The following is a 14846-nucleotide window of genomic DNA, read 5'->3' as shown; positions in this document are numbered from 1 at the left end:
CGGCTACGTCGCCTGTCGTGAATCGTAAGTGACCAACGGGAGAGCAATTGTCAAATGTTGTGTTTTGGGTTTTTGATTTAGGCGGCGATATCATCCTGCATGATTCCGTCTTTGAAGGAACGTCCTTCGATGACGAGTGTGATCTTTTCGTGGCAGTTGAGTCGTCTCCATTTCTTCGATGCTGACTGAGCCAGCTTGAACATCATCGCTAAGCTCGCCCGTCTTGTTCCGCTGCCTTTGGTCTTGCGGTGACGAAGGCGGATCGTCGCGAAGGTGGATTCGATCGGGTTGGTTGTCCGCAAGTGGCTCCAGTGTTCGGCCGGGAAATCGTAGAACGTCAGCAGCTCGTCGCGGTCCTTCTTCAGGCAATCGCAAGCCGCTGCATACTTCGCACCGTACTTTTCAATGAATTTATCGAACGCTTTGTTCGCATCGTCCTTCGTTTCTGCCTGCCAGATTTCGTGCAGGTCGCCTTTCGCTTTGGGTTGAACGCTCTTAGGCATCTTGTTGAGAACATTGGCCGTCTTGTGAACCCAACAGCGTTGTTCACGAGTCTCGGGGAATACTTTGCGGATCGCGGCCCAGAAGCCAAGCGCACCATCGCCAACGGCAACCTTCGGTGACAATTGCAGGCCACGTTGCTTCAAGTCGACCAGTAACTCGCACCAGCTCTGCTCGCTCTCGCGGTAACCGTCCAGCACCGCGATCAATTCTTTCTGGCCTTCCGGCGTAGCCCCCATCAGCACCAGCAAACACTGCTTTTTATTGGCGTCATCCTCCAGTCGGACCTTCGCGTGAATGCCGTCGGCCCAGATGTAAACGTACTGCTTGTTCGATAGATCCCGCTTGCTCCAGTCATCGTATTCGCTGCACCACTGATCCTTGAGCCGGCAAACCACGTTGGGACTCAGCCCGGCGGCCCGCTCGCCGACGAGCGACTGCAACGCCTCGTTGAAGTCACCCGTGGAAATTCCTTTGAGGTAAAGCCAGGGGATGAGTTCTTCAATGGCCTTCGTTTTTCGCAGATAGCTCGGAAGCACGCTTGGCGAGAAAGCCACCCGTTTTTCGCGATCAGGATCGTTGTCGCGGACACGCCCCTGAGTGACCGGAATCGCTCCGGCACCGGTGAGGATGTCCCGCTCCGGAAGGCTTCCGTTCTTGACGACCAGTCGCCGGCCGTGCTCGTCAGTCCGATCCGCATGCATGGCGACGAACGCATCCACCTCGGCATCGACTGCGGTTTGTAGCATCCGCCTGGCTCCCTCACGGACAATCTCGTCGAGCGGACTTCGCTCGTCGAACTGAGCCCGAAAGGAAATCACTTCGGGATCGAGCGCTTGACCCACTGGCACTTTGGTTCGGTCTGTTTTAGTCTTGCTCATAGCGTATTCCTTTGCCCACTTCGGGCCGTTGGAGAGGAGAAGTTCCAACAGGATGCGCCACCTTTCTCATTCACTCAAGAACACAACTTTCGACAATAACTCGTCAAATGCCAAACCGATGGTCAACCTTCAAAACTTTACAAGACCGGACGCTCGCACTTTAAAAGAGCTGAGCAATTTCACCCTGATGAAAAGTACCCCCGTCCTTTGTATGCTTCTTCCAGACAACAGTTTGCAAGAGTTCGTTGTTTTGGGAGAGTTCTTGCAGCAAGTCCTTAAAGTTGCCCTGCTGGTTCGTGGCAACTCCAATTAGTTGGTCGATGGCACCGGCCAATGCGAGGGCGTTGGTGGAAATCAAGCCGCCACTCTGTGCCGACAACTGACTTCCAGCAGCACCGACCCCCGATGCATATCCAAGGGTGAGTCCTTGAACCAGAATTTGAGTCGCGACGTCATTCCCAATTACATCGCGGCCCCAGTGGATTAACTCCAACTCATTGGCAGCACTTACGGCCGCAATAATCGGCAATGGAACGCCATTAGCCGCTGCGGCAGTAATCGTCCCAGCCCTTGCTGCCTCCCACCAATCGATCTTACCTTTCGTAATGGCTTGAGACGTTACGTTCACCCCGAAGCCAATGGCAAACGGAATCGTTATGAACGATGTGGCCTTAAGGAGTCCAATAAGGCCTATTTCGCCGCTAGGGTCAGTGAAATTCAGGGGGCTATTGTTCGCGTAAATGTAGCGATGCAACGTTCGCGGTTCACGAAAGACGCCGCTGAATGGGTCGGTTGAAACGAACCTTCCGGTTTCTGTATTCAAATGTCGAGCTCGCAGATAGTCCAGTCCAGTGATCGGATCGCGGAATTCCCCCGTGAAGAGGAACGAGTTCGCTGTATTCCCTGTAGTTGCCATCCTGCGACCGAATGCGTCGTATACGTACGTGTCCGTGACCACACCAGCGCTATCACTCAATGCCGTTGTGCTTCCCAAGCGATCAAAGTGGTAGGTGATCTCTCCTGAAATGGAGGTTTGAGAAATCCGCTGAACCCCAAAGACGTAGTGAGCTTCGACTACACCGCCAGTTGTGTATTCTTCAACGAGCTGCGCGTATGGCAAATTGTTGTCAACCAATAGCTTCTGTACGTCACCTGCTACCGTGCGGGTGACGAGATTTCCAAAGTCGTCGTATTGGTACTCAACGTCAATTGCGCCGTCACCATCGGTGTCGGCGGCAATCAGGCGTCCCTCTGCATCCCATTGGTAGCTTGCTGTCAGTGTGCCGTTCACCGAGACCGTAAGCAAATTCCCCGCAGCGTCGTACGAACGTGTTGTAGTTACTCCGTTCTCAGACTCTGAGATCAACCGGTCATTTGAATCGTAAACGTATGACGTATTCCCATCGATTGAATCTTGCCGCGACAGCCGATTTCCCACCGAATCGTACGTGTATGTTGTCGTCCTGTTGCCATTGACCGGATCTATTACAATTTCGGAGATCAGCCGGTCGTTCGCGCTGTATTGGTAGGCCACTTCTCTGCCGTAGTTGTCGATGGCCGATGTCAGGAAGCTCTTAGCGTTGTAAGTGTAGTCATACTCAATAATCGTGCCCGACGGCGAGAGATTATCGAGCGATAGAAGGTTCCCAACTGCATCGTAAACACGAACTTCGCTGGTGCCATTTGCATGCTGCGTCAGCGTAAGGCGTCCCAACGAGTCGTACGTGTACGACGTTTGGTCTCCGTCGACGTCGATGACCGACGTCAACCTGTTCAACGCATCGTAGTCGTACTGTACCTCACCAGACGGAGTTTCCAAACTTGTGCGGTTGCCCGAAGCGTCGTAGCTGTATCGTAAAAACGTCCCATCGGGATTCGTCTGCGATACTAAACGATCCTGCGAATCGTAGCTAAAGGCCGTCACACCTCGTGAATCCTGAACGGTAAGTAAGTTCCCAACAGCATCATAAGAATAAGCGATATTGGTTCCGTCTGGCAGCTCTTTGAGAATCGGCCGATCAAGGGCGTCATAGACAAATCGGACTGTCTCTCCATCGAAATCTGTTTCCGACACAACGTTTCCAACCGCGTCGAACGTTCTGGTTGCAATTTGCCCTAACGGCCGCTGTGTGCTGACCAAACGGCTTAAAACATCGTATTCGTACTTGGTTTCATGACCATTCGCGTCAGTCTGTCGAACAACGTTGCCAAGTGAGTCGTAAACGTAAGACGTCTCCGCTCCAGTGGGATCAATGACAGCTATGAGTTCGCGCGCGGCGTTGTAAGCATATTCAATTCGCTTGCCTAGCTCGTCAATCTCGGCAATCCTTTGACCTCGTGCATCGTACTCGACTGATGCGAACGTGCTGTCAGTTAGAGTGGTTCGAATCACGCGACCAAGATCGTCATACTCGTACTTTGTTTCATTGCCCAGTGCATCGACAGTTGCGATTTGCTGGCCGTCAGGACCAAACCGATTAAGTGACACATTCGATAATGCGTCTGTCACCGAAATGAGATTGCCGACGGCGTCGTATTGATATGTTGTCCGGTGTCCTCGTTCATTGACGAGCGCAACAGGTCGGTTCAACTCGTCGTATTCATGGCGTACACGTGGGTTATCTGTGTTATCACCTGGCGTCGCGTCTGGAAACACAGTCACGAGCAAATTTCCTACAGAATCAAGGACATAGCTCGTGCGACGCCCGTTGCGGTCCACATCCGCAATCTTCCGTCCATTGGCGTCGTATTCCGTAAATTCCCGAGGATTGTCACTGAGATCGGTAGTGGAGTCTGGAAAAATCGTCGCTGTAAGTAATCCTCTCGGATCATAGATAAACTGTGTTCTACGACCGAGTGCGTCGATTTCTGCAATGCGGCGTCCTGCTGCATCGAACTCATATTGCGTGAGTGCACCCAACGCATCGGTGATGCGGACCAGACGTCCTTCATTGTCATATTCGTATTGAGTAGTGAGTCTTTCAACTCCTGAATCTGTCTGCAAAATCTGCGTTGATGTCAGTTGATTGCCATCTGAATCGAATGTGAATTCAGAAACGTTTCCTTCAGCGTCGGTTTCTTGAATCAGGTTCCCGCTGGCGTCGTACAAGTACGACTGGACGACAAGCTCGTTTTCGATTACTGACGCGATGTTGCCACGCTGGTCATAGGTATAACTTGTGCGGTCGATACCTTCCCCGGACACCGATAACAGATTCCCGGCAGTGTCATAAGTGTTGGTCTCGGTGTGTCCCGACGGGGCAGTAACGGTTGCGATCAATCCTCGAGCAGGATTTACGTAAGTGAAGCGGGTTAGCTGACCGCCCGGCCTCGTCTCAGTGATCACATTTCCGAAACTGTCGTATGTCCACGATGTCGTGTGTCCCAGTGCGTCAGTTTCCGAAAGCACGTTGTTATTCGAATCGTACGTTCGCTGAGTCTCATTGCCATTTGCGTCGCGTTCGAAGATTGTGTTGCCGCGGGCATCAAACGTAAGAAAAGACTCATTGCCGAGTGAATCGACCAAGAGTTGCGAATTATCATTTAGGTTGGTTGCGACGGTGACACTGTTGCCATCGGCGTCGGTGAGTGAGGTCAAGCGACCGTCGTCATCGTATTCGCCGCGGATGCCGGTGTTGCCGAGTGGATCAACGACTTCAGTGAGATAGTGTGGCTGTGCTGATTCGTACTTGTAGGTTGATACGTTGCCGTTTCGGTCGGTCACTGAAACCAGATCGCCGGCCGTGTTGTAGGCGTACTGGATACGATCGCCGTCCGGGTCGACAGCTGCCGTGATTCGACCGGCCGCGTCACGTTCAAATGTAACTGCGATGCCGCTGTTGCTGGTCACTCCGGCATCACTGAAGTCGAGGCGGTTGCCGTTCGGATCGCTGATGCGAGTTACCTGACCCGTGTCGGCGTTGATGCGATATACGAGGCCTTCCTTCGTGGTTAACGTGAAGTGGCCACCGAATTCAAACGCGGCCGGGTTGTACGGTTGTCCGCCAGCAAAGGCGTAGTATTCGCCAAAGCTGTTCGACAGATTGGCGTTGGAAACGGTCAGTGTGCTGGTGACGCCTTCGTCTGGTGTAAATCGTGGATTGAAGTAGACAAGGCTGAGTACGCCCTTCGCAATCGGCGTGAATGTAAAGCCCTGACGTTCACCGCCTGGCAGCGTAATGTACACACGCGTGCCGTCGCGGTACGGCGTATAGAAGCCAAACTGTTTGTCGAAATCGGAAGCTTCTTCCACGCTGACCTGCAGTTGGACGTCGCGGAAATCCATGTTCCAGCCGAAGCCAAAGTCACCATTTTGTGTCGAATTAAGGCTGTCGTAGGTACGAGACAATACAACGTCGATGCCATTCACGGGAACGACCAGATCGGTGAAACCGACTCGGAAGTTGCCCAGCTTGTTCTCACTTGCGACTTCAATGGTTTGCAGAATCACATTCGAACGACCACCCGCATCGAAGGCTTCAAGTCGCAGGATGTAGCTGCCGTTGGCCAGCAGTGTTGGGTCGATCTTACCGAGAACATCGTTTGTAATATTCGCGTTGCCGCTGCCGATCTGCTGGAAGTCATTCGTGCCGAATGGAGCAACATACAGGCGATATTCAACAAGCGTGTCGTCTGTTACTGTGCCGATGACGTCAGTGACCGCTGTGATGATGCCTCCGTCGGATGGTGATGTGATGTTTAGGACAGGGCCTTCCACGTCGTTCGGGTCGGCGACGAAGATCGTGATCGTGTCGCTTGCGCTGTTACCAGCGGCGTCGGTCGCGATGGCGACGGCGGTGATACTGCCGAGGCTGTTCATGGGCACTCGGGCGACGCCGGTGGAATCCAGGGCGACGGGAACACCGTCAAGCGTCAGCGAGAGTGATTCCACGCCGACGTTGTCGATAGCGGAAACTCGGATGTCGACCGAATCGCCGATGTTGACCGGGTTGGTACTCAGCAGCACGGCCACTTGCGGTTCGACGGAATCAACTTCGACTGTGATATCGAACGCCTGAGTTGCCACGCCACCTCGTGGGTCACGGACGAGGACTTCGACAGAATTTGAGCCGACCTGACCGTCTGTTGGTACCCAGAAGATACGGCCCACGCCGTCGATCAGCATGCCTGCGGGTGCCGTAGTGAGCTCGTAAGTGAGGAACTCACCATCGGCATCGGTGGCCAATACGTCGTAACGATAGACTCCGCCGGACGGCACGGTGGCGGGCGGCGTAGAATTAATCACTGGTGCGTTGTTGGCAGGCAGTACGGTCAGGCTGAATTCCTGGATGCTGCCCGCACCGGCCGGATCGCGAGCCACGATGCGCACGATGGATGTGCCGAGGTCACCAGCGGCCGGAGTCCATTCGATCAGTCCACTGTTGGCGTCAATCGTCATGCCGGTCGGTGACTGCAGCAGTTCGTAGGTCAGAGCTGCACTTTCCGGATCGGTGGCGTCCGCATCGTAGCTGTACAATTCGCCGACGCTGGCGAAGAAGCCGGGCGTTGACGTGATTGTCGGTGCCAGGTTGCTGACGCCTGCTGCCGTGACGACGTCAAACGATTGGCTGACGTTTCCACCGTTGCCGTCCGTAACACTCACGACGACTGCATTCGTGCCTTCCTGACCGGCAACCGGAGTCCACACGATCACGCCGGTGGCTGGATCGATGGCCATGCCGGTTGGAGCGGACGACAGTGAATACGTCAGCAGATCGCCGTCCGCATCCGTGGCCGCCACGCCGTAAAAGTAGGTTGCTCCGACAGCGGCTGATGTCAGCGGAGTCGAACCGATGACAGGCGGCGTATTGACGGCTCGCACGTTCAGCGTGTAGCCCAATTCTGAGTACGCGGCTGACGTGTCGAAGACTCGAATCACAACCTGCTCGCTGCCGATGTCGTCGGCAGTCGGGCTCCAAGTTAATTCGCCTGTTGACGGATTGATCGACATTCCGTTCGGACCGGTCACCAGTTCCCAAACCAGCGTGTCGTTGTTGGCATCAACGGCGGTTGGCTGGAAGGTGTAGGTCTGGCCGGCCACCGCGCTGGTCTTCGGCGGTGATGTAATCTGCGGTGCCTGATTGACCGGCTGAGTGGCCACGTTGATATCAAAGTCCTGAGTCACCACGCCACCGCGACCATCGGCCACGCTGATGCTGACGGCGTTGTCGCCGATCTGCAGCGGAGTTGGCGTCCATTCGACAAGTCCATCCGCGTCGATCGTCATTCCGGCCGGAGCTGTCGCCAGAGAAATCGTCAGCGGGTCACCATTGTCATCCGTAGCGATCACTCGATACAGATACGTGTTGCCCAGGTGAGCTTCCAGCGGAGGCTGCGAAGTGATAGCTGGAGCGGCATTCGGCGGATCAACCTGCACGTTCATGTCGAACGCCTGAGTTGCAGTGAGACCTCGACCGTCATCGACGGCCACTTCAAACGACTGCGTTCCCTGCTGATCAGAAGCCGGTGTCCAGTTGATGACTCCGGTTGCTGAATTGATAGTGGCTCCTTCGGGAGCTGTCGTCAAAGACCAGGTCAGCGTATCGCCGTCTGCATCAACCGCGTCGGCGTTGTACGTAAACGGCAGGCCGACTCCTGAAGGCCCGGCTGGTGGAGTTGACGTGATCACCGGCGCGGTATTCGGTTTCTGCACGTCGATAGTGAAGTACTGCAGATCAAAACCGCCATTTCCGTCGCGAACTCGCAGCAGCACGTTCTGAGGTCCGATTTGATCAAGCCGCGGAGTCCACGAGATCGTCCCGTTGTCCGGATTGACGGCCATGCCGGTGGGAGCCAACGGCAGATCAAAGGCCAGATCGTCGCCGTCGAGTTCCGTGACTGTCGGTTGATAGCGATAATCTTCGCGAGCCACAATCGTCTTCAGCGGCGTGCTGGTGATCAGTGGATCAGAGTTAACAAGCGGAACCTGCTTATTGCCGAAGCTCAGGCCGGTGGCGGCTTCGCCTGGTGCGACCGTGATTTCGAAGGTGCCGGTGTTGGGAGCAGTTTGCTCCCAGCCAGGCTGAAGCTCTTCGGCCACGACATAGCTACCCGGCTCCAGGTTATCGAACGTGTAGTTGCCGTTGGCATCAGTGGTTGTTGAGCGTTCGCCATCGTCAAGGATGCCGTTGCGGTTCTGGTCGAGGTAGATGGTCCAGTCCGGGATGGTTGGTTCCTGCGGACCGCTGATTGTCACAAAGAACTCACCCGCATTGTTGTACCAACCAGTGCCATCTTGCGTTCCCAGAAACAGTCGGGTCGCTCCTTCGGGGACGGTGATTGCCTGAATCGTTCCGTCGTCTGTAACTCCGTCGCCAATGAAGAACACCTGCTGCAATTCCGGAGCGAGCGACGCGTAGTTGATGCCGCCCGGCACACCGGTCGCATTGATGAAATCGAGCGCCGCTGGAGCCGGGTTGCTGTCTGGCTGATCATCCGAGAGAAAGATTCCGACCAGCGAATTCCAGTTGGTGGTAATGTTGGAGATCCCGTTCTCCGCACCGGCGGCGTGACTCCCATACCCACTCAGTTTGCCGTCCGGCGTTTCGTTCACGTTTGGAGCACCGGAGAACGATACCTGCCCTGCCGCAGCGAAGGTCAGCACAGTACCGGGAATGAGTTCCAGGCCTTCGACGAAAATTGGGCTTTGGTCGGGTGCAACATCGCCACCGCTGGCTGTCGATCCATCCGGCATTCCGGCGAGGTATGGGTCAGCATCGCCCGGTACAATCACGTCGACCAGCGTCTGGTACAGTCCGTCTTCATTCTCATCGTGGAACTTCACCCCACTTATGCTCGCCGCTTCACCACCGTTGACGTCCAGTTCGAATGTTTGTTCATCAAACCCACCGCGACCGTCTTCGACTCGCAGAGTCACCGGATGCACACCGTAAACAACGCTGTCAGCGGGCCAGGCGAGAACTCCAGTGGCCGGATCAACGACCAAACCGTCCGGCCCTTCTGTGATCGACCAGGTCAACGTGTCGCCATCGGCATCCACCGCCATCGCGTTGTAGCCGTACGGTGCCACGATGTAGACGGGGATTGAGCCAACCGTTTGTCCCTGCGTGAACAGCAGGTCGAAGGATCTCGGGTTGCCGTCGTTGCCGATTTCGATATCGAAGTCGTAGGTCTGGCCACCGACGACATCGCTGTACACGCCTGTGACCGGATCAATCAGCGTCAGTTCTGCGTTCGGATCGGAGGCCCGCAATCGAAGCGATGTTTGCTCCAGAATCTCAGAGACTTTCACGTCGACAAACGCTTTAGTAAACGACTCAGCCGACAGTCCTCCGGCTCGCAGAAGTCCCAGGTCCCATGCCGCACCGTCCAGCGCCCACGCCAGGTTCATGTAGTCCTGCTCGACGGAGATCTGTGGATTCAACGCGAAACCGCCGTTGGTCACGGTAAACCCACCGGATCCGTCAGCCAGGTAGGCGTTGCCTTTGCTATCCACGCCGATGACGCGATCACCGTTCTCATCACGGAACTGACTTTGGACCACCATATTCAGCAGCGCGCTGTCGGCAGAAAGTTCGCCGAACAGGAACTCAAACGACAGGTTGTCGTCTTGAATGTCCCGGTCCTCGTCGGTCACGACGATGTAGTTGATAGCCGCTCCATCACGGAACACGTCCGCTCGACGCACTACGTCGATGCCCGACCAGCCATCTTCCGGTTCTGCGAACGCGATGTAGTTTTCGGCGGTGATTGCCGACGTCGCTGCATCTGCGAACTGCAGATTGTAATCCGGCAGCAAAGCAAAATGCTGACCGGCGACAGCGTTAAACTGGTAGACTGCCGCAGCATTGGATGTTGCCAGCTGAGTATTGACGATCTCGCCATTGATCAGGACGTTTGCTGCATCAGCAATGACGGTCGTGAAGTTGGCGGGGCCTGTGTAGTCATTCACTCCGTCGACATGCAGCACATAAGTTCCCGGTAAGATGTCGACTGGTAGAATGCCATCATCGAAGTCTCGCGAATCGACAAAGGTGCCGACATCGCTGGACAGGGTCCAGTGCAGCTGATTTGTGTCTGTTTGCGGAGTGAACAGAAGCAGCGACGGCGTGGTGACATCAAACGAGTATCGGATTTCGCTACCTGCACTGATGCTGTCTGTGTTGGACGCACCCGGCGCGAGGATCTGATTCGTGGTGACCACCGGGAGAATGTTCAGTTCATAAGCATCCGCAGTCGTGTTCGCTCGATAGCCTTCAAGCAACAGCGTATACGTTCCATCGTGCGGGATGGTAATCTGATCCAGATCGCGAACTCGATTGGAAGTTGCGATCACCTTTCCATGTTCGTCGATGAGCTTGAACTCGCCATTGTTGACGTCGTTGGTAGACACGACATCAATCAGATATCGTTCGCCAGCCAACGCATCGAATTGGTAAAGATCCGTTTCACGTTCGAAGGTGTTGTTAGGAGTGCCTGGGAATGCAGTACCAGCAGTGACGCGTGTGGCATCCGCAAAGTCATGTAGCGTGAATCCGTACGCTCCCGGAGTACCGCTGCTGGCAAAGATGTCCAGCTGATAGGTACCGGCAACCAGTTCCATGCTGGAGGTACTGGAATCAAGCGAATCTGTGGAGGTGAATGACCTGTTGGTGACCTCTTCGCCACGTGGACCCCGCAGAGACCAGCGGAACGCGCTGCTGTTGGTGAGCGTGTCCATGTGAACGAGAGAGCGTTCCGTCAGCGTAAACTGATACGAATCTACTTGCCCTGTTGTGCTCAAATTTCCGGACTGCTCATCGCTCAGATTAATTGCAGTGCCCGCGATGGCCGGCGGGGCAGTATTGCCGTTGAAGATGACGTTCAGTTCGTAGGGGTTGGGGACGGCACCGAGGCGGCGGCCTTCAATCAGCAGTGTGTATGTGCCGTCGATTGGCAGGTCGACATCGGGTTGGTCGGAGGTCAGCACGCGCGTAGTCACAGTGCGACCGAACGGATCGACAACTCGATAAAAGGCGTTGGTGTTGGTCGGGTAATTGGGATTGGTGTTGGGGACTGGTATCGAATCAAACGTGACATTGTCACCTGCGTTAGCCACGAAGCGATAGACGTCTGTGACGTCCCCCGGATTAAGTGTTCCCGTCAGGCTGACGGAATCGCCGACAGTCGCGGGAAGAGTGAACGGAACACCATTGGCGACGTCAACCAGACGGAATTCAAAGCCCTCTGTGGTATCCAGCAGGCCATCGACCGTGAGGGTGTAATCGCCGGCGCGAGTTTCAAACACGGGAGTTGCAAAGTCGAAGGAGTCGGTGCGATCGAATCGTCTTGCGGTGACAATCTCACCGGTCGGTCCTGTCAGAGACCAGTTCAATTGCGAATTGTCTGTCAGTGAGTCCAGATACAGGAAGCTGTCGCTGCTGACCGTGAATGTGTAAGCAATTTTTTCGCCAGGTGTGGCAATCGAATCAGTGACAGCGTCGCCTATCGCGATCGCAGTGGTCCGCGTAGAGGTGTTGACCAGATTGAACTGATAGGTGTCCTGATCCGTGTTTCCTCGCCCGCCTTCGATCAGCAACGTATATGTGCCGGTTATCGGAAGTACTGGCATATCGCCATCAATCAGGTCGCGGACTTCAAAGACCTCATTGTTGAGCTGGTCAAAAACGCGATAGAGCGAATTGTCTGTGTCGCTGGCGGCAAGGAAGTCGACCAGGATTTGCTGGCCAGCGACTGCATCAAATGTATAGACATCCGTTTCGTTGGGAATTGTCAGCTCGCCACTGACCGGCGTGCCTAGAGCAATCGGAGTTGCGTGTGCTGCAAGCTCCAGCAGACGGAACGAGAAGTTACCAACTGCTTCTCCAGTGCCGTCAACCTTCAGCGTATAGTCCCCGGCGGGAAGTGACTGCAGCACCGGGACTTCCTGATTGAAGGAATCACTGCTGCTAAACGCCCGATTTGTGACGACGGCTCCGCGCGGACCAGTCAATGTCCACGTTGTGGTGGCTGAATCTGTGAGCGAATCAAAGTACAGATTCGCCTGACCTGACAATGTGAAGTTGTACTCAGTTGTATCACCAATTCCCGGGATGCTCCCGGACGTCGTTGCGCCCAGGGTCAGCGCCGCTTGAGTCGTTGTCGCCGAAATTACATTGACTTCGTAAGTGTTGTTCACCGTATTGTTGACGCGGGATTCCAACAACAAATAGTAGGTCCCGTCGACCGGCAAGGTGATCACGTCCTGATCGAACATCTGTGTCTGAGTGCTGACGATGGTTCCGAACCTGTTAACAATGCGCATGTAGGCGATACTGGCGGGTGTGTCTGAAATGACATCCAGGTAGATTTGTTCGCCTTCGCTGCCTTCAAATCGGTAGATATCCGTTTCATTCGGCGTGGTGTATTCACCCGTGAATGAAACTCCGGTCGTGATCGGAGTCGCGTTGGTCAATTCCTGCAGACGGAAACTGTACGGCTCCACGGCGTTGGACGTGATGCTCAGCCTATATTCACCCGCTCTGAGGCTTAAGACCGGTGATGAGTTACCGCTGGAATCGGACTGATCGAACCGACGATTGCTGACGATGGATCGGCCTGACGAGGTTTCCAGCGACCATGTCAGTGTTGAGTCGTTAGTAAGCGAATCAAAGTAGACCAGCGAATTGAGTGCGAGATTAAAAGAATAGCGGTCAGTGTCGTAAGGCTTATCTATGCTGCTTTCGACCACGTCACCAAGCGTAAGCGCAACGGGAGGGAGCGGGGTGTTCTCATTCCCTAGTGAGGTGACCTGAAACGAATAGCCGCCGTCGAATTCGACATCTCGCGTATCTCCTTCAACCAACAGCGTGTACGTGCCGCCGTCAAGTGTGTAGGGAGCGGTCGCCGTATTGAAGTTACTATTGAAAATCTGCTTTCCATACTCGTCCACAAGTCGCCAATAGGGGTTGTGCGAGAACTTGACGTCAGACCCAAACGATTCAAACAGTGCGATATCGCCGGGTTGAGCGGTGAACTGATACATTTTCGTCGAATTCGACTGAGTCAGACGCGTGTACTGCGCGGCGAAGTCGTTCGCTGTCTGATCTGCTGCGATGTCGCCACTGGTTTCGTCGAACCGATAGTAGGCTCGAAGTCCGGACGAACCTGGCGCAACAACCTGGTCTTTGTTGTCACTGATGTCTGTATCAGTGCGAACGGTTTCCCAAATTCGCAGCTCGTCCAATTGACCGTCCGCCGTTTGCGTCAAATCCAGGTTGAAACCAACAGCGTCCTGTTCCTGGCCGACAATCAAGCCGCGTGGGTCGACTGTAAGCGTTCCGCGCGTGCCTGCCTGTGTCCCTTGACTCACACCGTCCAGGTAGAAGGTGGTTCCAGCGCCGATTTCCTGAGTGACTGCGTAGTGATGCCACTGGCCATCAGCAACTGAGGCGATGTCCCAGGAAGCGGCACCCGAAACGGCGAACTCAGTATCGGAGATTAATTCAATCAACAGTTCGTTGGCATCCGAGCCATTCGCAGCGCTGACCAGACCTTGCAGGCCAGTCTTTGTGGTCTTGTACCAGAACTCGACAGTGAAATCGGAAACGCCGTCAAGCACTTCGGCAGGAAGATTGAGCGAATCGGTGGGCTTGGAAAGATCGATCGATCCGTTGATAGCACTGCCGGTCAGAGGAACACCGGTCGTCCACACAGCGTCTCCGCCACCGAGGTAGTCGAATTGGTCTGCAATAACGGTGTCAAAGCCGATCGGGGTGGCACTGGATAGATCCAGCAAACGAAACGCGAAGTCGCCAGTCACGTTTGTACTGGCATCCACTGTCAGTCGATAGGTGTCCGGTGGAAGGTCTAGAACTGCGTTGTTGACGAACAATGAGTCACTCGCGTGAAACCCGCGAGGCGTGACGACCGTTCCCAGCGAATTGGCAAGATTCCAGGTGAAGCTGGAACTATAGGTCAACGAATCGAAATGAACCTGTGTGTAGTCAGTCGCGTCAAATTCGTAGACAATCACTTCACCCGGAGTGACAAATGATCCGGTCACCATCTCACCGAGGGTCAGTGGTATTGCGGCCGTGTCGGCGAATTTGTGGACGTTAATGCTGTAAGTGTCGGCATCAGTATTACCTCGCCAGCCTTCGACCAACAGCGTGTAGGTGCCATCAAGGGATAGTGTGGTTGGGCCGTAGTTTCGCAGATCGTTCGCCGTGAATACCGTACGGCCGAAAGGATCGATGACTCGGTACAGCGAATTGTTGATATCGCTGGCGGCTTCGACATCGAAGTAGAATGTGTCACCTGCAACCACGTCGAATTCATATAGGTCCGTTTCGTTTGCGGGTGTAAGGTCACCGCCAAAGGCTGTGCCGAACGAAATGGGTGTGGCTGTGCTTAGATCCTGCAATCGGAAGCTGTAGGCGCCAGGTAGGGCCAGCGCGCACTTTGGGCAATTTAGGCTGGCGCGACAAGTGAGTATTGGTTAGTCTTTTCGTGTCGTAACATCGG

2 protein-coding genes are annotated in these 14846 nt (G+C 54.9%); both read right to left on the bottom strand.

Annotation, left to right across the window (positions count from 1 at the left end):
- Window positions 1–77: 77 nt before the first annotated feature.
- Window positions 78–1382 (bottom strand): IS256 family transposase, encoded by a 1305-nt coding sequence (locus Fuma_RS13655; RefSeq protein ID WP_077022463.1) that lies wholly within the window; start codon window positions 1380–1382, stop codon window positions 78–80.
- Window positions 1383–1542: 160 nt separating this feature from the next.
- Window positions 1543–14745, bottom strand: a complete 13203-nt coding sequence (locus Fuma_RS13650) for a putative Ig domain-containing protein (protein ID WP_077024623.1) — start codon at window positions 14743–14745, stop codon at window positions 1543–1545.
- Window positions 14746–14846: the final 101 nt, after the last annotated feature.

The sequence above is a fragment of the Fuerstiella marisgermanici genome, assembly GCF_001983935.1.
Taxonomy (GTDB): domain Bacteria; phylum Planctomycetota; class Planctomycetia; order Planctomycetales; family Planctomycetaceae; genus Fuerstiella; species Fuerstiella marisgermanici.
The sequence above is the reverse complement of the archived record's forward strand: the minus strand, read 5'-3'. Positions and strand labels throughout refer to the sequence as shown.

What these genes read in the sequence shown, in the direction of transcription:
- Fuma_RS13655 (WP_077022463.1), bottom strand. Translation starts at nt 1,382, where the DNA reads ATGAGCAAGACTAAAACAGACCGAACCAAAGTGCCAGTGGGTCAAGCG.